General features: G+C 33.7%; 24 protein-coding genes and 4 pseudogenes. 7 read left to right on the top strand and 21 right to left on the bottom strand.

All coding sequences use genetic code 11. The annotated features are described in order from the left end of the window. Positions 1-122 precede the first annotated feature (122 nt). The 4 genes from AB3Y88_RS07300 to AB3Y88_RS07285 all read right to left on the bottom strand — a co-directional run bounded on the left by AB3Y88_RS07300 (position 123) and on the right by AB3Y88_RS07285 (position 3903). Positions 123-653, bottom strand: coding sequence for a hypothetical protein (locus AB3Y88_RS07300; protein ID WP_367293417.1), 531 nt, complete (start codon positions 651-653; stop codon positions 123-125). Between the two features lie 97 nt (positions 654-750). Next, on the bottom strand, positions 751-1002 hold the full coding sequence (locus AB3Y88_RS07295) for a hypothetical protein (protein ID WP_367293416.1): 252 nt from the start codon (positions 1000-1002) through the stop codon (positions 751-753). 179 nt (positions 1003-1181) lie between these two features. Continuing rightward, positions 1182-1718: a hypothetical protein gene (locus tag AB3Y88_RS07290; RefSeq protein ID WP_367293415.1), complete on the bottom strand. Its 537-nt coding sequence runs from the start codon at positions 1716-1718 to the stop codon at positions 1182-1184. A 94-nt stretch (positions 1719-1812) separates the two neighbouring features. Next, the gene (locus AB3Y88_RS07285) at positions 1813-3903 is read right to left on the bottom strand and encodes a glycoside hydrolase domain-containing protein (RefSeq protein WP_261909654.1); all 2091 of its coding nucleotides are present in this window, start codon (positions 3901-3903) and stop codon (positions 1813-1815) included. A gap of 147 nt (positions 3904-4050) precedes the next feature. On the opposite strand from AB3Y88_RS07285, the gene AB3Y88_RS07280 reads away from it, so the two are divergent. Next, positions 4051-4233 (top strand): hypothetical protein, encoded by a 183-nt coding sequence (locus AB3Y88_RS07280; RefSeq protein ID WP_261909669.1) that lies wholly within the window; start codon positions 4051-4053, stop codon positions 4231-4233. Positions 4234-4796: 563 nt separating this feature from the next. Here AB3Y88_RS07280 and AB3Y88_RS07275 read toward each other — a convergent pair. From AB3Y88_RS07275 to AB3Y88_RS07255, 5 genes are all read right to left on the bottom strand, one after another. Beyond that, positions 4797-6497 (bottom strand): DUF2326 domain-containing protein, encoded by a 1701-nt coding sequence (locus tag AB3Y88_RS07275; protein ID WP_261909655.1) that lies wholly within the window; start codon positions 6495-6497, stop codon positions 4797-4799. Beyond that, a complete protein-coding gene (locus tag AB3Y88_RS07270) occupies positions 6478-6720 on the bottom strand; it encodes an ABC-three component system middle component 6 (RefSeq protein ID WP_261909656.1) in 243 nt (80 codons plus the stop codon). The genes AB3Y88_RS07275 and AB3Y88_RS07270 overlap by 20 nt, the downstream gene beginning before the upstream one ends. Beyond that, positions 6721-7287: a hypothetical protein gene (locus AB3Y88_RS07265; RefSeq protein ID WP_261909657.1), complete on the bottom strand. Its 567-nt coding sequence runs from the start codon at positions 7285-7287 to the stop codon at positions 6721-6723. Further along, on the bottom strand, positions 7277-7492 hold the full coding sequence (locus AB3Y88_RS07260) for a hypothetical protein (protein ID WP_261909658.1): 216 nt from the start codon (positions 7490-7492) through the stop codon (positions 7277-7279). The genes AB3Y88_RS07265 and AB3Y88_RS07260 overlap by 11 nt, the downstream gene beginning before the upstream one ends. 326 nt (positions 7493-7818) lie before the next feature. Next, entirely contained in the window at positions 7819-8961 is a 1143-nt protein-coding gene (locus AB3Y88_RS07255) for a helix-turn-helix domain-containing protein (RefSeq protein ID WP_261909659.1), read from the bottom strand. A gap of 188 nt (positions 8962-9149) precedes the next feature. Here AB3Y88_RS07255 and AB3Y88_RS07250 point away from each other — a divergent pair, with 188 nt between their 5' ends. Next, positions 9150-9206, top strand: coding sequence for a putative holin-like toxin (locus tag AB3Y88_RS07250; protein WP_367293441.1), 57 nt, complete (start codon positions 9150-9152; stop codon positions 9204-9206). 564 nt (positions 9207-9770) lie between these two features. Here AB3Y88_RS07250 and AB3Y88_RS07245 read toward each other — a convergent pair. The 4 genes and pseudogenes from AB3Y88_RS07245 to AB3Y88_RS07230 all read right to left on the bottom strand — a co-directional run bounded on the left by AB3Y88_RS07245 (position 9771) and on the right by AB3Y88_RS07230 (position 11310). Continuing rightward, positions 9771-10127 carry a hypothetical protein gene (locus tag AB3Y88_RS07245; protein ID WP_261909661.1) on the bottom strand — a complete coding sequence of 119 codons (357 nt, stop codon included), beginning with the start codon at positions 10125-10127 and terminating at the stop codon, positions 9771-9773. A 182-nt stretch (positions 10128-10309) separates the two neighbouring features. Next, positions 10310-10498 (bottom strand): type II toxin-antitoxin system RelB/DinJ family antitoxin, encoded by a 189-nt coding sequence (locus AB3Y88_RS07240; RefSeq protein WP_261909667.1) that lies wholly within the window; start codon positions 10496-10498, stop codon positions 10310-10312. 237 nt (positions 10499-10735) lie between these two features. Beyond that, a pseudogene (locus AB3Y88_RS07235) lies at positions 10736-10898 on the bottom strand (site-specific integrase); the annotation flags it as partial. Further along, positions 10885-11310, bottom strand: a complete 426-nt coding sequence (locus tag AB3Y88_RS07230) for a hypothetical protein (RefSeq protein ID WP_261909662.1) — start codon at positions 11308-11310, stop codon at positions 10885-10887. The pseudogene AB3Y88_RS07235 and the gene AB3Y88_RS07230, both read right to left, overlap by 14 nt. Positions 11311-11620: 310 nt before the next feature. On the opposite strand from AB3Y88_RS07230, the pseudogene AB3Y88_RS07225 reads away from it, so the two are divergent. Next, a pseudogene (locus AB3Y88_RS07225) lies at positions 11621-11820 on the top strand (IS3 family transposase); the annotation flags it as partial. On the opposite strand, the gene AB3Y88_RS07220 reads toward AB3Y88_RS07225, so the two are convergent. After that, entirely contained in the window at positions 11806-12159 is a 354-nt protein-coding gene (locus AB3Y88_RS07220; RefSeq protein ID WP_261909663.1) for a class I SAM-dependent methyltransferase, read from the bottom strand. The pseudogene AB3Y88_RS07225 and the gene AB3Y88_RS07220 sit on opposite strands and share 15 nt — an antisense overlap. Before the next feature lie 210 nt (positions 12160-12369). Then, positions 12370-12621: pseudogene (locus tag AB3Y88_RS07215) on the bottom strand (hypothetical protein); the annotation flags it as partial. 146 nt (positions 12622-12767) lie between these two features. Here AB3Y88_RS07215 and AB3Y88_RS07210 point away from each other — a divergent pair. Then, entirely contained in the window at positions 12768-13340 is a 573-nt protein-coding gene (locus AB3Y88_RS07210; protein WP_261909664.1) for a helix-turn-helix transcriptional regulator, read from the top strand. A gap of 367 nt (positions 13341-13707) precedes the next feature. Next, positions 13708-14148, top strand: coding sequence for a helix-turn-helix domain-containing protein (locus AB3Y88_RS07205; RefSeq protein ID WP_261909668.1), 441 nt, complete (start codon positions 13708-13710; stop codon positions 14146-14148). Between the two features lie 154 nt (positions 14149-14302). On the opposite strand, the gene AB3Y88_RS07200 is transcribed toward AB3Y88_RS07205, so the two are convergent. The 6 genes and pseudogenes from AB3Y88_RS07200 to AB3Y88_RS07175 form a co-directional block, all read right to left on the bottom strand. Continuing rightward, complete coding sequence (locus tag AB3Y88_RS07200; protein WP_261909665.1) at positions 14303-14911, bottom strand: helix-turn-helix domain-containing protein; 609 nt, start codon at positions 14909-14911, stop codon at positions 14303-14305. Positions 14912-15086: 175 nt separating this feature from the next. After that, positions 15087-15361: pseudogene (locus AB3Y88_RS07195) on the bottom strand (helix-turn-helix domain-containing protein). 105 nt (positions 15362-15466) lie between these two features. Next, positions 15467-16960, bottom strand: a complete 1494-nt coding sequence (locus AB3Y88_RS07190; protein WP_367293414.1) for a DUF6119 family protein — start codon at positions 16958-16960, stop codon at positions 15467-15469. Between the two features lie 469 nt (positions 16961-17429). Further along, positions 17430-17957: a hypothetical protein gene (locus AB3Y88_RS07185; protein ID WP_228888408.1), complete on the bottom strand. Its 528-nt coding sequence runs from the start codon at positions 17955-17957 to the stop codon at positions 17430-17432. 378 nt (positions 17958-18335) lie between these two features. After that, the gene (locus AB3Y88_RS07180) at positions 18336-18902 is read right to left on the bottom strand and encodes a hypothetical protein (RefSeq protein WP_367293413.1); all 567 of its coding nucleotides are present in this window, start codon (positions 18900-18902) and stop codon (positions 18336-18338) included. A gap of 306 nt (positions 18903-19208) precedes the next feature. Then, on the bottom strand, positions 19209-20156 hold the full coding sequence (locus AB3Y88_RS07175; RefSeq protein WP_228888406.1) for a YafY family protein: 948 nt from the start codon (positions 20154-20156) through the stop codon (positions 19209-19211). Between the two features lie 83 nt (positions 20157-20239). Between AB3Y88_RS07175 and AB3Y88_RS07170 the strand changes: the two genes are divergently transcribed. Further along, positions 20240-20719: a GyrI-like domain-containing protein gene (locus AB3Y88_RS07170; RefSeq protein WP_054757818.1), complete on the top strand. Its 480-nt coding sequence runs from the start codon at positions 20240-20242 to the stop codon at positions 20717-20719. A 266-nt stretch (positions 20720-20985) separates the two neighbouring features. Further along, on the top strand, positions 20986-22005 hold the full coding sequence (gap, locus tag AB3Y88_RS07165) for a type I glyceraldehyde-3-phosphate dehydrogenase (RefSeq protein ID WP_228888403.1): 1020 nt from the start codon (positions 20986-20988) through the stop codon (positions 22003-22005). Positions 22006-22310 lie beyond the last annotated feature (305 nt).

Genomic DNA, 22310 nt, shown 5'->3' with positions numbered 1-22310 from the left:
CAGGAATCAGCTTACATCCAATTAGAGTACGCTTAAAAGGTCCAAGTCCTCTATTCCGTTATAAACAATTACCACACTTCATAGAATGCAACTTACATTGTATAGATGACAGCTGAAATCATTTAACCAATTACACCCACGATAAAAGCCAAAATACCAATAATCAAGACTAATATTCCTGCACGCTTAAATACATAGCTATACTGGATAAGCAAATCATCTGGATAGATAAAAAATTTCAGAGGATTATCTGGGTACTTAGCAATATACTTTTTCCTAATTGCTTGTCCTTTTGTTACTGATTTCTGTGCAAAAAGAGCATATAAAATAACTACTAGCGCTAGTAGGCTTATCAAAATAAATGTCTGATTTCCTGGTTCTTCAAAAAGATTATGAAGACTGTACCCAAGAAGCACTAAAAAAATAATGATACAAACAATCAATATATTTAGAGACGATACAATAAAATTACTCATATGAATCTTAAGATATGCTTGTTGCTTTTTTATTTGATCCTCAGTTAACTTAGCCCTTTCTTTTATACGAAAAATACGAATCTTTCGATTTATTTTATTAAGTTTAAGTAATGGTATTATACTGAACGCTGCAAAAATAATCGTTATACTCTCAATTAACAAACTAATAAATATCAATTTTTTAACTTTCCTTTCACAAAAAGACTGTAGCGTAATTCTAACCTCTACAGTCTGATGTTGTCACTAACTTAAATTTAAATTTTCTGTGTTTATACTAACCAGTAACTATAGTTTTAAAAACTGCTGCAACTGCAGCTACAACTGTGCTTACAATATCTTCTGGTAATGTTCCTACAACTAGAACTGTAAGAACAACAGCTATGGCAGCAAATGAGGCAATTTTACCAATCTTCTCCAAAGCTTCGGCAAACATCCCCCAACTTGGAAAATCAGGTAAATTAATCTTGATTTCCAATGCAATAGTCAGCGCTTCATCAAGAACACCTTCATTAGTTTTAAATGCCATCCATGCAACTTCAAATGTGTATGAACCATCCGAGCCCGTTGTAGATTTAACAGTAAGTTGTCCATTTTTAATTTCACTGGTGAAATTGAGTGTATTAAATTTATCGATAATAATATCATTAATGCTATTGTTCGAAGCACCTAGTGAATTTAGGAAACTAGTGTACTATGTGCAACTCACTAATTTAATATACCTATACTAAACGATAAAATACCGATGATTATCATTAAACAACTTGTACGTTTACTCATATCCTTATATTGCATAATTAATTCATCTGGATAAATAAATAATTTCAAAGAATTTTCTGGATTCTCATTAAGATACTGTTTCTTAACTTTTTGACTTTCAATCATTATTTTTTGTGTGAAATATGCGTAAATGACTGCTAATAATAATAGCATACCTAATATAAGAAACAGTGGACCCCCATATACTTTTTCAACTATCAGTGCTCGAAAAACATATCCCGACATCACTAGTAAAATAACTATGCTAAAAATCACTATGTTCAATCCAAGTGAGTAGATACTACTCATATGTTTCTTAATATAAACATTCTGTTTTTTTATTTGACTCTGTGTTAATTCTATTTTTGATTTTGTTCTAAAGGCACGAATTTTTTTAGTTATTTTACCAACTTTAAAGCATTGTAATATAACCATTACTATAAAAAAAAGCATGCTAGCTATAAGCACTAGTTGGACATATTCCAAAATTAACCCCCTCTTCCCTCAAAAAAAGACTGCAAGGTAATTCTACCTTTACAGTCAAAATTTGTCACTACAATAAAATCAGACTAATATTTTTCTATGTGAAATCCTTAGCCAATGAAACAAACAATGCAACTACTGCGGTTGCGGCTGCAACGCCAAAATCCGCTGGTGAAGATACGGCAAGAAATACGATAATAACAACGATAATTGCTGCAAAAGCAACAACTTCAGCTACTTCCTTTAGAGTCTCAGCTACTGTTCCCCAACTCGGAAAATCAGGTAAATTAATCTTGATTTCCAATGCAATAGTCAACGCTTCATTAAGCACACCTTCATCAGTTTCAAATGCCGTCCATGCAACTTTAAATGTGTATGAACCATCGGAGCCCGTTGTAGATTTAACAGAAAGTTGTCCATTTTTAATTTCACTAGTGAAACTGAGTGTATTAAATTTATCAATAATAAGATCATTGACTACATTGTTTGAGGCACCCAGTGAATTTAGGAAACCATTCATACTAGCTTCATCAACTTTACCGTTTTTAATGGTAATAACGGTGCTACCATCCGCTTTTTTGAATGAAGTAGTAACTTTACCAGTGCACTTCATCCAACCAATATCAAACATTGTAAATTCGACTTCTTGGTCATATTCACAATTCGGCCACAATGACTTCAAAGCAGCTCTTACTGACACATCTGTAACTTTGTCAAATTTGGATACACCTTTATCTTTCCCAGAAGCAGCATCTTGATCAATATCAATCCCAGTTGAACCTGCTGTATATTCTGTAAACTGATCAAAGCTCCAGTTTGAAGGCATCTTGAAACCTAGGTTACCACTCCAGCCATAAGACATATTAGCGACAAAACTGTACTTAACCCCCAGCTCTTTTGCATGTAAACAAACATTACGCGTTCCATAAACCCCAACTTCGTAACCAGAATCTGCGACTGCAGCAAGAACACTCTTCAAGTACGGTGTAACCGTTCCATCAATATCTCCATCTTGGATGTCAACATCAACCGCAAAGTAAATAGTAGTTCCTTCAGGGAAACCTAACTTACGTGCTGCAGCAGTTGCAATGCCACCATCTATTGTTCCTTGACTGTTTGTAAAATATTTTTCTTCATAACCGCCATCTTCATAAATTGGAAAAATGCTCAGACCAGCTGACGTAATCGCCGTAATTTCATCGGCTGTTAAATTCTTAGGACGTTCATTGCTGCCTGTCCCAACTGTTCCAGTAAGATAGCGACCGACAATTTCAAAACCTGCATTTTTAAATTTGGTTATTGCCGCCGATGTTAATTGTGTGGCTGTATCAAAGGCGGTCGAATCACGATCCGTATTTCCATTACTGGTCAATAATCCTTTAATAACTGTTAAATCTGCTGTGCTAGTGTAGGGTTCTAAGTGCATAAATTCTCTGAAAGCGATAATTGCATCACTAACAGCTGCATTAAACTCACCGTTAAAAGTTCCTGTATAAAAATCATTGACATACAATCCATACTGAATAATTTGAACAATTTCACCAGTTGTTCCTTCAGAAACAGTCGGTGTCCTGGCAATTGTTTCTGCCCCATAGTTTCCATTAGCTGTAGTTGCATCGATCCCCTCAACTCGCTGCAACGCATAAATCAACGCTGTATTGGTTCCCCGTTGATAAACACCATCGCACGGCAGAATCCCTAAATCATTACTATATTTCTGATTCAATGCCTGTTGCATTTCACGAATCCGTGCGTCACCATTCTCTAGCAAGGTAAAAGCACTCATGTCAAATAAGGCAGCCATTAGATTAACCGTTAAAACACCATCAGGATCCAACCCTGCATCACTCTGTAGCGTTTTAATTGCTGCTGCTAGATCTTCATCATAACTTTCCGTAAAACTATTCGGACTAATCCCTTTGCACCAAAAAGCCCCTTTAATCAGTTTAACGATCTTACTTGAAGAATCTTCCTTAATAGTATTAATTACTTTTGCTAGAGCATCTTTAGTTTGATCGCCAAATCCTTCCCCTAGCTCAGTCAGTTTCAGTTCAGACTGCAAAGCTTCACGCAAACTATAGATTGTCGCCCAACCTGTTTGCCCATTTTCTGGAGCTTTTTGAAACCCACTAACATCTCCATATGTTTTGTTTAACCACTGTTGTGTTCCTAACACCATTTGATCCATTCAAAAAACTTCCTTTCATTTAAGAATGAATTCAGTATAAAACCAGTTTTCAAAATCATCAAACATATGTTCGATATTTGTTTGCTTAAAATTAGCTATTTGCTGCACAATTCCACAAATGGTTAGATTAAAGAAAAGAGTCATACATTGAAGAATTTAAAAAGTAAGTTTATAGAACCAAATGGCTCACTAAATGGAAATGGGAAAATTATTATTAGTGTAGCTTCATTGTTAATTGTTTTAATCCAACAACTCTTAGCAGCTTTTCAGATTAAGTTTAGCGGTAATTGGATAGCTATTGTCGCAGTTGTAAATACTGAACGGCAGTAGAAAATAATACAAAAGAAGCTGCTGGGACAGCGAGTGTAAATAGTAATGGTGACGCAATTGTTAAAGGAACGGATAGCAAATAAATAAACTAAGAGAGCTTAATTGCTCTCTTTTACACAGTTATAGCCGGTCTGTTGTTACGTGCTTACCAAAATGTTACTAGAATTATCAAAGAGATAAAAACTAATTGGTAACAAATTACCAGAAAGGCCATTGAACCTCTTTTTTATTTACCCTAATTACAGCACAAAAAGCGACGCAACTGTTGAGTTATGGCCTGCTTCGCTATATCTGAATATTTCAATTAGTACACAGTCAAATTGCTTTTGAAACACGATTAAATATTAAGATTAGCAATGATTTGACTGTAAATTTTCTGGTATTGGTGGTCACGCCAATGCCAGTTTTTTAGTGTCTTACTTTACCATAAAAGTATGTCCTCACGTGGTACGATTAAATCACCACAACATAATCGAAAGTGAGGAAAACATAGTGTCCCTAGATAATAATTCTATCCTAAAACTGGTCAAATTAACAGATACTAATCTACATGTCGTTGATATCTATTCATCAAATAACCGATGTCCCGTCGAAAGCTGAATCACACGATACCTAGATTGTTCATCTTCTGTGAATCCTGAAGAATCCAGTTTTTCTTTTAGAACAGCTACAATATATTGTAGGTGGCTTGCATTAGCAATCTTTACAGTGTTTTTTACATTACTTCCTTCAACAGTCTCAATTAAATCGTGAACTACAAATTTGGGGATTGCCTTCTCTTCATCTGCAGCAAAATATTGATATGCTAAATCAAAAGCAGCAATTAACGACTTCCGTGTTCCAGTACTGGTTCCGCTTAAATCAGTTATGCTTAAAGGAAACTTATTGACGTCAGGAACATACGTCAACATTGGACGTTCTTCATTAATTTGAAATGCAAAATCAGTAAAATATCGATTAAATTTAGCCATCTTACTACTATAAATTTCGGTAGTATCACTTGCAGTATTATCCTTTAAGGAGGCTATTTGTTCCTCAAGGTTATCTTTTTCATCTCTATATTTGTTCAACTGATCCAATAATTGTTTTTGCCTAGAAATATCAGAATTACGACTTGCAAGATTCTTGCTCAACCTATTATATTCATCTAATTTATTACTTGAAACTAAAGTCAATAACACGTCATTATCTTGTGTAATTGCACTACGTTGATGTTGAATAATTTTTTTCTCAGCAAAAATGTTCTGGCGAATAGTCTTTAAATATGACAACTTATTTGAATACAACTGCTGATTGAATTTGACTAAGTCAGCATAACTTTTATCAATGCTTGGAAGCAGTTTTTGAACCTCGGCAAAAAATTTGGCTGTCAGATCATGATCCACGTCATTATGTGCGTCTGACCTAACCTGATTTTGCATAGCTTGGTTACGTTCAAGTTGGTAGTCAAGATCGCTTAGTTCTTTAGTAAGCTCCTGATATTGCACTCTTGCTTTCATCCACTGTTCCCGATGAGCTTCGAATTCCTTGAGACTCACAATATCGTTAAGCGCTTTCTGGATGCGATCTCGCTCATTTGTGAGCGTTGAAATGATTTGAGTAACCTGGTTAACATCTTCTATATTTTGCAAGTGTTTAAATTGCTTTTCTCCTTCATTCAAACTACGTAACTCTTTAGCTAAATCTCCACGTTGCTGATCAATATCTGGATCAGATATATCAAACAAAAAATTATATACTGCTCTAAACGTCGCTGTTCCTGAACGTGGTAGATTATGCAAGAAGGCATCTGTATCGCCTGTCATAGAGATACGCACGAATGATTTAATAAGCTCTCTAAAGGTTGGATTTTTGCCTTCCAAATTAAATATAATTTTTTTTAATTGATGCCGATATGCAACTTGACTAACCCTCTTTCCATCAATTTTATAACGTCCACCCTTATATAACTCAATTTGTAGTTTATGTTTTATGGATGGTTTTTTAAATTTATCAAGTAATATTACACATAAGGTAGTACGATTAGTTTTAATATACTGTTCCAAGTACGTATTTGTACTATTCGTACCTGCATCTACATAGATACCATTGCGATCCTTTGCGCCCATTGCAATATCTATTAACTTTAAAAATGTTGTCTTACCAACCTTATTATGATGTGAGGAAGTTTCAGCATCCACTACAAAGTTTACACCTTCATGAAAATCAACATTTGTTAGGACAACACCATCTTCATTGATCAACTTAAGCTGACTTAGAAACATGCAAGCCACCTCTCTCATCCAGTTGTAATTTATCTATCAAGAACAAAAAATTTAGTGCAAGGCTTAAGAACGTCGGATTGATTTTGTGACTCACTACTTTTTCTACCTGCTTGAGCAAGGCAGCGAAATCAAGTCCGTCTTGTCTTAAAAGTAACCCAGAGACGGTTGCGGCCAAATAAAGCACCGTATTCTGGGGCTGCTTATTCTGATCTAAAAGTAACATCTAATCACCAACCTCATTAGGGTTTAATAAAATTTTGCAAATCAGTATGCCATAGCTAACTAGACCTATCACGAATTGGTCGACAACCTCAATAGAAATACCAAGTTTCCAAAATTCTGAATCATTCAAGATTGAATCGTTCAGTTTTTGTTCAACAATTTTTAACTGTGAATCACCGTTTCCTGGGACAATTTTTCCATCCTTGATCAACAAAACATCTGCAAACAATTTTGCCAACCTCATAATTAATGGTTGACTATCAACCATATCTTGAACTGATTCTTCAATGATATTCATCTGCTCAGAATTTGTGGCTCCCATATAAATTGACTTATATCGAATAACTTTGTTAAAGTCTAACTTATCCTGAAAATCTGCAGGCAATGCCTTAGAATAGTGTAAGCTACCCTTTTCTAGCTTTTGGGTTAGTTTTAAAAGTTTTGTAGCATCACTTGGAGTCAACCGGTCTTGACTCATATCAAAGGTGATAGATGAATTATTAAAATTATTATTTCCCGTTTGTTGTACATTTTCATTTCCCCTAATTGCTTGTTTTTCACCTGCCACTTTTACTCTCCTTATTATTCTGATTTCTAATGCCAGCTTGCTGAACATTTTCATTACCATGTTTTATATTTTGCGTGTTTTCTGAGCCTATACCAAAATAATTATGCATTTTGACCAAATCCTTATGATTAAAAAATCCAACAATTGTCGCTACAATACCTAAAATTGAAGCAACAATACTTAACCACATTTCAATATTATCCATTTTTTTCTTCTTCTCTCTTTACTCTTTATTGTTTACTAAATCAGTATCGACTTTAGACCCAATATTTATCAACATTCTCTACTAACCTGTATAGAAAAAAATTGATGATTTGATGTTATTAGTAACAGTATTATCTCAAAATAATTTGAGGTGTTTGCTAGTAATAAGCAAATTTTCTTTGCATTTATTATACCGTAATTAAGATCGTTTAAAATACTCCATTTTGGATAAATCTAGTAGATATCTATAATATCTAGATTACCATGAAGGTGAATAATGTCCACTAGGGTATACACTAATGGACATTTTTGAACTCCAAGTAATGCTTATTTGCTTAATTTATCATCTATATATCTGATTAAATTTATCTGTTTGATCATATGCGGTAAATTGAATTTTTTCACATCTTCTTTTGCGAATGTACTTACCAAACGTCCTCTTAAATTTTTTATTTCTTCATCTGTTTCAGTAAAGTCAGTTTCTGAACTTTCTATTTCCAATTCTGTAAGTTTCCTTTGCTCATCGTTTCTATATAGCACCATAGAACTAAGATATTGATCAACAGTACCTTGATCTGTAATAGGTTTCTTTTGATTGTTAACGAGTTTACCAATTTTTTCTTTAATGCTGTTCATGAAATAGTAATAATAATAAACTCCATTTATTTGAGACGATTCAGGATAAACTGCAAATCCCCTGCCACCATCTAAAGACATTCCTGTTAAAGGGTCCATTACATCTTGTTGGTTATATTTCAATGAAACAGAAGACAAGTATATTTGGGGATTGGGTAAATCTGCGCTAAAGCTTTCAACTTGTCTATAAGTTTTTGGGGTTTCCTTTTCTTCTATTTCAATGCAAAAATTTGGATCTATATCATAAACAAACTTTTCTGGTTCACCATCATGCCATGACCAATTACAAATGTCATCTAAAATGAAATAAAATCGCTCTCCAGCAGTGAGATCAAGATGAAAGTGCTTTTTCCATAAACCTTCTACAATTGCATAAGTTGGAGCTTTCTGCTTTCCAAAGTCTGAATCCTTATCTCTAAATAATATTTCGCCGTGTCGTATCGAGGGACCATGGTTTGTGTAGTCACTCCGTAGGTAGAAGGGCACACGATCACTATCTTTTATAGTAAGAATGTCGACTTCTTTACCATCGTCTGTTAGTGTGTTTATGTTCACTTCTGGAAATGAAACATTAGCAAAATCAAGAGATTCTAAAAAATCACTGATTTGTTGCTGATTTTTTCGATGTTTATCTGTATTGGCTACTCCAACTACTTTTTTGTTATCATTAACGCCATATATCAAATAACAGTCATTATGATGAGCAGTGTTTGCAAAGCTTAGAATATCTTTCAGCAGTTCACTATTTGTGTTTTCCCATTGTTCTTTAAAATCGTAAGTTTCAGTTTCGTGTTGATCTGATTCCAAGATTTCTGATAGTTCAGATTCGTTCATGGTTTATCTCCTTAAAATTTTTCATGACTGGTGGATTTTTAATTTCTCTGTATAATAAGATTAAGCAAGAAGTTTTAAGGGCGGTGGCTGTCTTTTCCCTTACGAGGTGAGGCCCATGGGAACATGGAATAATCTTCAAGAAGGTTTCACAGCCAATGAGCGTCTTCCAGACACTCTCATTGATGTAGCTGTTTGGCACGTTTTTAATCGCACTACTCAGCTACATCGACAAGAACCACAAATAAAAAAGCCGCCCTGCGTAACTTTGGTCGGTTACAGGGCGACAATGTAGTTTTGTAATCTAGGCCACCGCCTTTAAAGCGGCTTGTATGGGAAGTCCTGTTATCAGCGGGACTTCCTTTTTCTTACTCATATTATAGCATGTCCTTTAAGAACTGGCTAACGTTTCAGTAAAGAGTCCAAAAGATGGTAACCCTTATTCAGATAAAAATAATTGAGTCTATCCTTAGTTGAGGTAGGCTCTTTTTTGTGCAATTAAAAAGACCCTCAGAGAGTTAAGTCTGAGAGTCCATGAGTGTGTGGAGTGATTAAGTCCACAAAGATGGTTCAATCTAAGCACCTTAACACTTTACCTATCTATAGGTTACCACGCTCTAGTTACCAAGTCTAGTATCTGGTGTACTGGTTAATGGCTACAGTACAAGGCTGATTACCTTTAATTAAACTGTATGCTAGGTGGTGTCAATCTTTGCACCTAACACTTTATCTATCTACTGACTTAGTAATCAAGCTAGCTATTATCTATCTAGCCTTGAGAGCTAACAAAGAGTAGATTAAAGCACTGGGATTTAATTATCCTGGTGTTTTTTACTTTTTGAACTAATTTCTTTTGTATAAGCCTCCAACTTAAAACCAACATCATGTATTTCACCATCTAAATCATTAACTTTCATTTCACACTGGAAAAGCATATCAAAGCCCTTTAAAATACCCAAAGAAATTAAAATAGTAAATAGTGGACTAAGAATATCTTTCTTTGCTTCAGAAACCCCAAAATAATAAAATTGCACTAACAGTAAAATAATGATGAACATAACAAATAATATACCTAATCCATACCTTTTAAAACGTTTTTTATATTCTTTCTTTTGCTCTTTTAAATAAGCTTGTCTAGACTTTAAATATTTTTCTTCTCTTTTATCCAAATTATTAGCCTTCTTTATACATTAATATGCATATTTATTAATTTTATTCTTTTCTGTTTACATAATGTTCATAATATAGCTTCGAACTGTACCCTTTTTTATTACTTATATAGTCGTACCCTCCGTGTTCTACATTAGTCCTCATCTGGGTCATTGAGCCAATCGACAACTGCTTTAGCATCTTAAACCTTAGTTACCGGTATATCCTCGGTAGCTTTTTCTGCTTCATTTAAAGCGATTTTTAAAGCGATTTTAAAGGGTAACGCCTCGTTGACCACAATACGTTTGTAAAACATGTTAATTACTGTCGTCGGGTTTAAACCCAGTTTCTTTAAAACTGCCTCGGTATTGTCTGCCAAGTCCTTATCAATCTGAACCTGGACTCATTTCTTTTCCTTAACTGCCATGATTGTCTCGCTTCACTTTCATTTACTACTTAATTTTATACTACTATATTGAGTAGTTAGTAAATTAGTGAAATTCTTCAATTTAAAAATTAACTACATGCTCGATAACATATAAACTTACGTGCAAAGAAGGCAAATAATATAATAAAGCAGTTTCCTATCCAATCTGCAATGGTTGGATAGTGTAAGTATTGTTTCCATTTTAATCATACAGTCCGGATTAAAATGATCAGTCTGTTTTAAGCACATGACGTCACTGACTCTTAGTAGCTTTATCAACTTGAAAAATGGTGCAGTTGCGCTGACCAGCTTGGAAATCATTGAGCAAAGTAGCGTAGACTTTTCAAATATTAAGAATGTTTATTCAGCGATGATTTATAAATAATTCTTAATAAATAAACTAAATCTATAAAAATCGCGAAAATGAAAACTACATAATATAAAAGAAAAATAGCTGCCGTTGAACCTCCGACCGTACCGTGGTAGAGGTAAGCCGGTATAAAGTTCGAGGTAGCGAATGATTCACCATTAATTTCATAGGCTTTCTGAATGTTACTTACCTCTTTATTATGTATTTTTTTTGAGCGATAGTTCACTAGGATTAAATAAGCTATTGGGAAAAAAATGAGAGCATTTAAGCAAAAGTATGTATTTATCCAATTAATTTCTGGTGGCGCAGTCTGTCCTACACCGCGTTCATTAATTATTAATAATGTGATACTTAGATTTAGACCTGAAAGCATATACCCACCAAAAACTCGCCAAAAAAATTTCACCTATACTCCCCCATTATTACTAAGAATCAATTCATTTTGTAGCTTAGGCCAAAAACAATTATATGTCAAATTTGTTTTTATATATGTCTATTAAAATTAAAATTTATTTAAAAACAGTTTTTATAGGAAATGTAGTTTCATCGAACTGAAAGTTTTCTTTGTTTGTATTCAAATATATTCTAAAAATACTTAATTTTCGTTTTATTTTGCTCAACCTATAATTTGAGACATTTTCGCCTCTTAATTTCCTCAATATATTAACGTTTAGACATGTGTGCATACTAAAATAACTAGGACAGGAATTTTTATTATGAAACGATATACCGCCGACTTTAAAGCAAACATTATTAAAATACACCCGAGGAGAAGCACCCAGTTCGTTCTCTTTCAGAAGAATATGCAGTGTCTCTTGCATCAATTCATATCTGGATTAAAATTGCAAATCCTGTTGAACTTGATGATGGAACTGAAGTTACTTCTAAAGAATTTAAAGCATTACAAAATGATATCTAAAGACTTATTCTTTACAGGTAAATCAGCTTCATGAGCTTCAAGGAGAGCATGCAACTTTATTCCTTGCTTGACCAGCGTTTGTTTTAAAAGATCGATATTAGGTGCCCATGCTTCGGTTACTTGAGTTCTGTTATTTGGGTGATGAAAGGCTTTTAACAGCTCACCACCGCCTGTTCCCATGTCTAATAGTTGCATATCTGATTTTAAATAACTTAAAACAAGATTCCGATAATTCCAAGGAAGAACTTCATTTTGCCAGCGACCATCAAGATGTGAAAAATTCCAGCCTGTAATTCCTTGTTCTTCTTCCTGATACCATGAATTTAATTTGTTCATTTTAACTGCCTTTCAATGACGAGCAAGTCGCGATCAAAGTACAGCTTTGTCTGTCAGATTATGCTCAGTACAGGACAGACTTCTCTTAAAACTGTACTGAGCAGTTACCGTATTTAATTGCCATAGGCACACCAGCTTTCTAATTAATTAAAATCTAACATAAGTTTGCCTATATTTAATGCTATTAAGATCATTTTTAATAATATAAACTTAACCAAAATCAATTTGATTGAACATCGCTTCTTGACTGATTTGATCCAAGCCTAAATAAGTTAGCATCACGTCTTCGCTGGAATGATTTAACAAGTGCATGACCTAACTAGATTGCGTGTAAACTCGATAGGCATTTGTTTTGTGCATCGTATGGGTGCCTAGGTAATTAATAGCTAACAAATCACCGACTTTACTCATGATTTTTTAAAACTGTTTTTCTGTGATATGTCGTTCTGGGTGTTGAATGGAGATTATAGCCCCTTTATTAAATTCCCAAATTGATAAGGGAAAAATAAAAATTTCAGGAACAGTGCATAAATTAGTCCATGTAAAGGACTTTTGACGGTTATATTTCTTAAAACATGCTACTTTATAGACAACAAGGAGATGAAGGCATGCATTTTGGAAAACAACTAATACTTATAAGAAAGCAACACGCACTATCTCAGGAAAAGTTAGCCAAACAGCTTTACGTTTCACGGCAAACGATTTCTAGCTGGGAAAATGATAAAACATACCCAGATTTAAAATCTTTACTCATTTTGTCAAAAATGGTTAATAAGTCAGTGGATAATCTAGTTAAAGGTGATATAGACCAAGTTAGGTATCAGATGATGCGGCGAAAGATATGTTGGCTTTATATTACTAATATTCTTTGTCTAGTACTGATTTATTTAGCTTTTATTAGCTTACATTGGCTACCACTATCAATTAGTATAGTGATCATGGTTACGTTCACTATTCTAGGAATCGAAAATACGCTTTATTTAATCAAATTCAGCAATAAAAATAATTTGCATAATGTTCACCAGATATTGAATTATTTGAATGGTAAGCACACTCAGGAAAATAAGATAAGCAAACGAAAATTATGGATTCAATATATTTTGGGTGGCCTTTTGGGAGTACTTATCAGTTTGTTTTTTTTGTTCTTAATCAGCAAATATATTTTAGACATGCATTTTTAAAACGATCACAAAATTTCATAAACGCCTTCCTGATTTCAAAATAATTGTGCCTATAAAATACGAAAATAGCAAGCAATGATTCTTTGCTTGCTATTTTTATGCGTTATTTGGTAATTATAGTCCCTTAAATAACTAAATTTTGAGTTTTTGACGATTTAAAGTCAGTTCTAGCTATACTAGTAAAGGATTGCTAGCCCATTTTTACTGAATTAGTAACATATCGGGTGGTGAATGTTGCGCCAATAATTATAGTAAACCTAAGAAAAAAAACGATTGTGAGCGAATGCCAATAAAACTAAATTTAATTTTGAAACAGGAGCGTCAGAAATTTCATCTTACTCAGGAACAACTTGCCAAAAAATAATTTATCTCTCCTAAAACAATTTCCAATTGGGAAACCGGTAAAACTTTCCCTGATATTGAAAGCTTAATAAAGTTGGCTCAACTCTATCATCTTTCTTTAGATAAATTATTGGTAGAAGGATCTGTTATCGTTAAAGACATTGAGAAAAAAACTAGATTAACTAGTTTAAAAAAGTATATGTGGGGGCCTAACATTCTTAATCTTATTTTGATTGTCATGGCCTCACAACAACAATTTCTAGGCAAACTTTCTTTATTAAGTACAGTTTCACTGTTAATCAGCATTGCATTAAATGGGATAACATTAATTTTCTTTTCCAAAGAAATCCGATATGAAGAAAGTCAGCAAAAAGTGCATAACCCTTTCAACAAACTAACTGCTCGACTTTTGATTTTCACTATTATTTTTGTTGTAGCAATTATCATAAGCTATCTTATCCATTAGGGTGAAAGGACTTTTTGTTAAAATAGAAATCATGAAGTTACTGTTCGAAAAAGGCTATCAAATCAGAATTGCTTCTAATTAGATATCCTTTTTTATGTATATTATATAAGGCGAAGTGTTTGTCAGTTATAGCCCTTGTGGTTTATGAATGATATTATTGATGTTTTGTTTTCGTAAAAATAAAAAATACAAATGAAGCTCCTGTTATTATGAAGATTCCACCAATATACTGTTCTTTTAATAAAAGGAAAATAACTCCTGAAATGATAAATAATGTCGGTATAATAAGTGAATATTTAAGCCCTTTTTCTCCAGATAAATATTTTTGCCAAGCGTATTTTAACCCAAGAGAACTAGAATTATCGAAAGCTCTTAACTTGTTTAATGCAGCTACACTGCACAATACTAAAAGAAATATTGGAAGTATAAATATGCCTAGATGTATTAGATTAAAAAAATCACCAAGTAGTAATGAACAGGCTAATAGATCAATAACTATAAGATTGCGATAAATTGGCTTTATTTTTCTCGTAACTTCTTCCCTTTTCAAAAATTCACGCATGCCTGTATCCTCCTTTAACAAAATATCTAGTGAAACATGGTAATAGTTGCTCAATTTAATTAGGCTAGAAATGTCAGGATAAGTTTTCTCATTTTCCCAACTAGAAATAGTTTGTCTAGTAATAAAGAAATCGTTAGCAACTTGTTCCTGAGTAAGATTCAATTCTGTCCTTGCATTTTTAAGACGCTCGCCAAATTTCATAAATGCCCTCCTAGTTTCAAAATAATTGTGCCTATAAAATACGAAAAAGGCAAGCAGAGAATCATTGCTTGCTCTTGTTAGACGTTATTTGAAGATTATAGACCCTAAATATTTCTTAACTAAAAATAACGATGGCCATTTTAGTGATTAAATAAATAATTGCAATTACCATCATTCAACCAGTACTGCGCATAAATTTCCAGACATTATTTTGTGCCCTGCGTTTTTGGTAATAACTATGCTTTTTTAGTGAATCATCGCCCTTGATCAAACTATCTAAGGTAATGTCGAGTAAATTGCTGATTTGTACTAAACGATCAATATCGGGACAAGAACAGCCGACTTCCCACTTATAAATTGCTTGACGAGAAACATTAAGAGTTTCTGCAAGATAATTCTGTGTCCATTTTCTTTTTCTCGTTCTTCTTTTATCCGTTGTCTTAAAGTCATAAGCGTAACCTTACTACCATATTAAAGCGATAAAAAGATACTCTAGTCATTAGCAAATTAAGAGCAGCCACTTGTTGCGGAAAATGGAATACTAAAGCGTATAAGTTAATTTGACGGAATCAAAAGGATCTCTAATTCAATGTTTTTTTGCTCCAAGTCTTTTTTTAAGACATATATAGATATTAAAGACATGATTGGAAAGAGAGATAAATCAATATTATTTGTGTCATGGATTTTATTACTAACAATCCCTAAAATTATATTTATTTTTTTTGAGGTTAAATCTACTTTTTTAGCGCATTTACTGTTTATGAAATCTCTAATTTCAGTGTTAGTTAAATCTGATAAATACATTGCAGAATTTCTGGCTTGTGCAATAAGATGACTAAAAGACTGACCAGAAGTTCCGGGTTTCAAACAAATAAAATTTAACCGATCATCTTTAATTTCAAAAATATCACATATCTCAATACTGCCGTGGTTGTTTTGTAAATTAATCGAAGGTATAAATTTGGCTTTATCCAGACTTGTTAAGTCAGGATTGGCGGCGCATATTTTTTTGGTATAAGCGTTCTCTGTTGGGCGATGAGACTTATCGTCAAGATCTGTTTTTTTATCTCTAGGGCGAAACTTATCATTTTTATAAATGGTAATGGATTCAACATAAGTAGTAATCTTTTTAGTTAAATCAGTGGGGATGCAATACCATTTTCCAGAATACAGGAAAAAGAAATTTCCTGCTTTTTTATAACTGAAGTACAAGAAGTTAAACAAACTTTTTTCTGAGACTTTATCGTTATTTTCATTGTATTCCACAAGCTTTAACTTAGAAAGAGAATCTAAGAGGGATAGACCATCGTTTTTATTTTTGAGAGTAGAAATGACACGTTGCCAATGTTCAAGATCATTTAGATTATAAAAATTTTTTTTGTTATCAATACGTACATTGCGGATTGTAAATGTAGATTCCAAACCTGTATTATTAGGATATTCCAAAAAACAAATATTTTTTAGGGATTTTATTTTCAACTCTCCATTACTTTCTAAAATGTCTATCAGGTTTTTCAATTTATTGTTTAGTTTTGTGTTACATTTTTTAGTTTCCTTCAATTGAGAAATTTCACTTGTCCACGTTAACGCATCTTTTCCTTTAGAGTCAATAACATTTTTTAAAGCTTTCAAGACAGTCAAAAGGTCATTTTTAATTAATGTGGCACCTTCAAGGTGTAGTGAAGTATTACCGATAATTTTAGTGTTAAGCTGTAATATTTCACCATTACTATTGTGAACTTCTATAAAACTATTACCAGATATCTTATTTACTATAATGAAGTCATTATTTATGGACTGCTTGTATAAAGGAATTGGAGAATTTTTAGGTGAATATACTGTATAATTAAGAGGCGGATTATTCCACGCATGAAATGTGGTTATATTATTTAGTTGATCTTTAGATAATAGTAATTTTGATATATCCATTCCAAATGAAGTATCAATAGTTTCACTCTTAAGAATTAAGTCACCACGATTATATGATAATGCGTAATATTCATTTTCAAACAAAAAAATAATTACTGCTCTAAATTTTTTCTCGGGCATACTTATTTTTTTTTGGAAAATAGGTTAATTTGATCTTCCCAACCCGGATAGGAATTAAGTTCTAAAACAAAAATTAGTCCCTTGAAAGGAAAATTATGTTTTTCAGTTTGAAAAACCTGTAATGAGTTCCTTTTTTGCGAAAAAGATTGCGAATTTTGGGCTTTCATCTGCATATAATTTTCGTCAACAAAATCTCTTAGAGAAGTGATTTTTGTTTTTTTTAGATGAAATAGATTGAGCACTTTTTTTAGCCTCTGTTTTCATATGAATTTTTGCGAGAATAGTAATTTTAGCCATTTTTGCAACTCTTTTTGGACAGTTCTAATGAACATCTATAAGCACAAATATAACACGAAATAAAAAAAACCATTAGAATACACTTAAAAGGTCCAAGTCCTCTACTCCGTTATAAACAATTACCACACTTATAAAATGCAACTCACACTGTATAATATAAACTGGAGATCATTTAACTAATTAAGCCCATGATAAAAGCTAAAATACTGGTAATCAGTAATAATATACCCGCACGCTTAAATACGTATCTGTACTGTATGAGTAACTCATCTGGGTAGATAAAAAATTTCAGAGGGTTATCTGGATACTTGGCAATATACTTTTTCTTAATTGCTTGTCCTCTTGTTACTGACTTTTGCACAAAACTAGCATATAAAATAACTGTTAACATTAATAGGCTTATCAAAAAAAATACCAGGCTTCCTGATTTATCAAAAAGATTCCGAAGACTATACCCAAAAAGTACCAATAAAATAATAGTAACAATAATAGCTGTATTTATGACAAATACAATAAATTTACTCATATGAATTTTAAGGTAGACTTGTTGCTTTTTTATTTGATTCTCAGTTAACTTGGTCCTTTCTTTTATACGAAAAACACGAATTTTTTTATTTGTTTTATTAAGTTTTATCGCCTGCACTATCCCAAGTACTCCAAAAATAAACATTGCTATTTCAGCTAACAGAATAATCAACATAAAAAATTAAATTTCCTCTCTAAAAAAGACTGTAAGTTAATATTAACCCTGACAGTCTAATATTGTAACTAAGACAATTGTACAATTTTACGCTAAATCTGCGACTATTGTTGTAAAAAGAGTTGCTGCAGTTTTACCAATCTTCCCCGAAAATTTTTCGGCAAGATTTTTTTGCACGCCAGCTTTTTTGAGTGTAGTTAGTTTCCGAGTCTAAGTTATGTTCAGGCTATCTGTGCATAGACAACTTTTTCTCTCGAGTCCTCCTTGATACTTTTAAATGTTATTTTGCTTAGTAAAACATAACTAAAGAAGTTCACTACATGGATAAATTCTAAAAATGCATTTTGAACACTACAATTAATTGTGACTTGCTAAAAATCAATTTGTTGGTTGATAGTAAAAGGCTGTTTTCAGATCTACTTGTAAAACATGAACATCCTTCAAAACTGTATTTTTAAAAATCCAAACAGAACTTTTACCCGGGTGCATATTTCGTGTGTATATAAAATATGCTTTCTTATTAACACGTTCATAGAATATCCCGCGTCTTTTGTATAAATTGAAAAAATATGTTCTGGAAAAACCAAAACTGTTATTTTGAGTAGTAAGTACGTAATTTCTACCATGTATTTTAATCTTAAAACTTTTTGAATTAAACATTTGAATAGCGTAAACTTCGTGTGTAGAATAGCGATTTTCATGTGTATAAATAAAAACAGACCACAAACTAAGCAAAATCATTAAACACATTAATTTTGAAACTATTTTTGAGCCCTTGCTTGGATAATTATCAAGATAAGTTGACAATCTGCACAAAATAACAAAAACTGCAATTGCAATCCATGCTGCTGGTGTCTGCAACATTACCTTGTTTGCGAAGAAAAGTATCACAATAAATAGGCCTATGCAGAAATAAATTCTTTTATTCAAGCTAATTTTGAACATCATTTTTACCTCAATCTATATTAAATGATTACTCACTACATATATCGCTATCCTTTGCCTGTTATCTAAAAGTTATTCAAAGTGGATTCCTCTCTTCACGAGAAAAAGTTAATACCGTAATCATCAATTAATGGTATTATTTTATTCCAAAATATTTTGCTTATTCAAGTTTACCACTTTAATATACAACGATATGACAAGTTTGGTAGCCGATTTCATTTCATTAAGTGGCGCAGATATCTCGGAAACAGCCACAATCAGCATTTTGCCCATAATTCCATCTTTCAACGTATTTAGCCAGTGATTCTAACGTTTAAGTTCATTTTTCAACCTGGCTTTATAAGCTTGTGCAAGTGATTTAGGCCACAGTTCGACATGGCAGCCAGGACCGAGAAATAAAATCCAGTTAATTAGCAGCTCTTTGTCACCTTCTGGAGCTACATGTTCGCTAATTTGTGCCCTTGCCTGAAACGGGTCAACATAAGTTAGCTTATATGGTAGCGGATGAAACTTTTTGTACTGCGCAATAGCCCTAGCATCTAATCGCAAAATCAAATTAGGGTTAAGCGCCGTTTTTGAAAATAGTGCAGCTAATGTTGTAGTCTTAACTTGTTCACTGGGCTGCAGCGGAACTGCTGCCTTAATTGCAGCAACAGCTATTATTAAGCGTTGCGGCTGTTTTAGGTCAAGGCAATCCAGATACCATTTTCCATTAGCACGTTCTAAATGTTTTAAGTAAATTTGATACTTTTTCCCGTTAGCTCTAATTTTCAATTGTCGTGTGGATAAGCTGACTGTTAAGAGCTTTTCTAATTGCGGTTGCGGTTGATCAGTAAGTTCCAATAAAGCTGGTTTCAGTGGATTGGTCCCCTCAAAGACTAAAAGATTATCAAGCAGCAACAACTGTTCTTGCTGAACTGGGGAGATCAAGCCTAGCAATTTTTCTACAATATCTTGGCGATTTTTTAGATAGGGTAATTGCTGATTGCGCGAAGCCATAAAAGCAATAAATAAAGCCTTTACCTGATTGTGGGTGAAGCGAATAGTAGGCAACAAAGTGTTGGGCATGACAGCATATCCACCTCCACGACCGACAGTTGCTTCTAATGGTAGCCCCATTGCCTCGATATCAGCTACATCCCGCAAAGCAGTTGCTCGTGAAATATGGAATTCTTGCTGAAGTTCATTAAGTTTGAAAAAGCCACGATTGTTAATATAACGCATCATCAGATTTAAACGTTCATTTTTTTTCATAATATCCCCTTAAAAGGTATCAAATTTCGATACCATTATACCTTATAATGACAGTATTCAAATATTAAAAGGAGGCCATAATTATGGCACACTATACGATTGAGACAAAACCAGCATTCAGCATCCTTGCAATTGGAACACAACTCAAAGCCGGTTTTCAAGACTACGCTGCAATTGAGGCTGCCAAAAATGTATTTTGGCAGGCGGTTAATCAAGATGGTCGGCTCGCAAAGTTGCGTGCGATCGCTAGTGACTCAGACTTATTCATCGTTAATGAAGCAGTTGACGGAAAAATGATGTACTATATTGCTGTTCGCAGCAAGCAAACTTTACCAGAAGCAACTCGGCGAATTGAATTTCCAGCAGGCGAATATGTTGTCGTACCTGGAACTGCTAATTCAGAAAAAGCGCTCGCAGATACCGTAACTAACACCGCATTTACGCAGGTCTTAGGGCAAATCCCTAACTATGCATATGTTGGCGGACCAAATGCTGCAGTGATCAGCAAGACTGCTGCCCAAACAGCAACTGGAGCGATGTTAATTCCAGTAGTTAAAAAGTAATTAAAGTTTTGCGCCCTAAAGCGGCTCTGATTTTGACTATCTGCAATTTACACTTAGCCAACAGAACTGATTTTTAGAGCTAATCCGTGAACTTATTTAACTCTTTGTTAAGTCCCATCTTTTCACAGTCAACCTTCAATTCATCATTTAATATAATTGCTAAAAATGACTAACTTAAGCGGAGCATTTTAAGTACGCCGTAAAAATCTCTGTGCTACAATGGCGGTGGTTAGTAAAAGTCAAACCTAATTGGGAGGTTAAACCATATGACTGTTAAGATTGGTATTAACGGATTTGGACGTATTGGTCGTTTAGCTTTTCGTCGTATTCTTGAGTTATCAGACAAAGCATCCGATATCGAAGTTGTCGCTATTAATGACTTGACAAGCCCTGATATGTTGGCATATATGTTGAAATATGACTCAATTCACGGTACTTTGAATGCCACTGTTTCATCTGATCAAGATGGTATTATCGTTAACGGTAAACACTACACTGTCTACTCAGAACGTAACGCTGCTAATTTGAATTGGGTCGCAAATGATGGGGTTGATTACGTCTTGGAGGCTACTGGGTTCTATACTTCGGCTGAAAAATCACAAGCGCATTTGAATGCTGGTGCTAAGAAAGTATTGATCTCAGCTCCAGCTGGTGCAATTCCTACTGTTGTTTATGGTGTTAATCAAGATATTTTAACTGCAGATGACAAAATTGTTTCCGCTGGTTCATGTACAACACAGTCACTGGGAATGATTGCAAATGTTTTGGAGAAAGAATTTGGTGTTAAAACTGGACTAATGTTAACAGTCCACGCTTACACGGCTTCACAAAGCTTGCAAGATAGTCCCAAATCTGCCAACTTTGCAAAACGTCAAGCAAATCGTGATGCAGCTTCAAATTCGTTGCCACATTCATCTGGTGCTGCAAAAGCAATCGGCTTAGTTGTACCTTCATTGGATGGTAAATTGACTGGCTCAGCTATTCGTGTTCCTGTTAATGATGGTTCAATTACCGAATTAACTGCAGTTTTGAAAAAGGATGTCACAGTTGAAGAAGTTAACGCAGCTATGAAAAAGTACGAATCTGATTCATTTGGCTACAATGGTGATGGCTTGGTGTCTACCGATATTATCAATGACACCCATGGTACAGTCTTCGACCCAACTCAAACAGAAATTATTGCGGGTGAAGGTCAACAATTAATTAAGGTTGCTGCCTGGTATGATAACGAATACGGGTTCACCTCAAATATGATTCGGACACTGCTTTACTTTGCAACACTATAAGACACTGAAAGCTAAATTTTAAAATCAGCAGAAAATAAAACAAGCAAGAGTGTGACATAAGTCGGGAAAATTTGAGTGCTAATTCGAAGTTAGACGGAGAATTTTCCCGACTTATGTCACACTCTCCTTTTTTGGTTAAATCTATGCCCCTCCCTGTCAATTTTATAAAAATTCAACTTGCTAGTTTGACTCATAACGTTATTAAACGCCTTTTCTATTTTTAAGCAGGTACACTTTTCATTTTCCTAGCGGCTAGCTTTGCTTTTTTCCTCACGACGGTCTTTTAAAAACGATAATGTCTTGTA

Source organism: Liquorilactobacillus satsumensis, assembly GCF_964065465.1.
In the GTDB taxonomy this organism is placed as follows: Bacteria; Bacillota; Bacilli; order Lactobacillales; family Lactobacillaceae; genus Liquorilactobacillus; species Liquorilactobacillus satsumensis.
This window is presented reverse-complemented; position numbering and strand designations above follow the sequence as displayed.

Excerpts from the sequence above, each read along its gene's own strand:
- AB3Y88_RS07260 (WP_261909658.1), bottom strand. The coding sequence starts at position 7,492 with ATGGATAATATTGAAATGTGGTTAAGTATTGTTGCTTCAATTTTAGGT.
- AB3Y88_RS07185 (WP_228888408.1), bottom strand. The coding sequence starts at position 17,957 with ATGTTGATTATTCTGTTAGCTGAAATAGCAATGTTTATTTTTGGAGTA.
- gap (WP_228888403.1), top strand. The coding sequence starts at position 20,986 with ATGACTGTTAAGATTGGTATTAACGGATTTGGACGTATTGGTCGTTTA.
- AB3Y88_RS07285 (WP_261909654.1), bottom strand. The coding sequence starts at position 3,903 with ATGGATCAAATGGTGTTAGGAACACAACAGTGGTTAAACAAAACATAT.
- AB3Y88_RS07190 (WP_367293414.1), bottom strand. The coding sequence starts at position 16,960 with ATGCCCGAGAAAAAATTTAGAGCAGTAATTATTTTTTTGTTTGAAAAT.
- AB3Y88_RS07200 (WP_261909665.1), bottom strand. The coding sequence starts at position 14,911 with ATGAAATTTGGCGAGCGTCTTAAAAATGCAAGGACAGAATTGAATCTT.
- AB3Y88_RS07275 (WP_261909655.1), bottom strand. The coding sequence starts at position 6,497 with ATGTTTCTAAGTCAGCTTAAGTTGATCAATGAAGATGGTGTTGTCCTA.
- AB3Y88_RS07170 (WP_054757818.1), top strand. The coding sequence starts at position 20,240 with ATGGCACACTATACGATTGAGACAAAACCAGCATTCAGCATCCTTGCA.
- AB3Y88_RS07270 (WP_261909656.1), bottom strand. The coding sequence starts at position 6,720 with ATGTTACTTTTAGATCAGAATAAGCAGCCCCAGAATACGGTGCTTTAT.
- AB3Y88_RS07220 (WP_261909663.1), bottom strand. The coding sequence starts at position 12,159 with ATGAACAAATTAAATTCATGGTATCAGGAAGAAGAACAAGGAATTACA.
- AB3Y88_RS07255 (WP_261909659.1), bottom strand. The coding sequence starts at position 8,961 with ATGAACGAATCTGAACTATCAGAAATCTTGGAATCAGATCAACACGAA.
- AB3Y88_RS07295 (WP_367293416.1), bottom strand. The coding sequence starts at position 1,002 with ATGGCATTTAAAACTAATGAAGGTGTTCTTGATGAAGCGCTGACTATT.
- AB3Y88_RS07180 (WP_367293413.1), bottom strand. The coding sequence starts at position 18,902 with ATGTTCAAAATTAGCTTGAATAAAAGAATTTATTTCTGCATAGGCCTA.
- AB3Y88_RS07210 (WP_261909664.1), top strand. The coding sequence starts at position 12,768 with ATGCATTTTGGAAAACAACTAATACTTATAAGAAAGCAACACGCACTA.
- AB3Y88_RS07175 (WP_228888406.1), bottom strand. The coding sequence starts at position 20,156 with ATGAAAAAAAATGAACGTTTAAATCTGATGATGCGTTATATTAACAAT.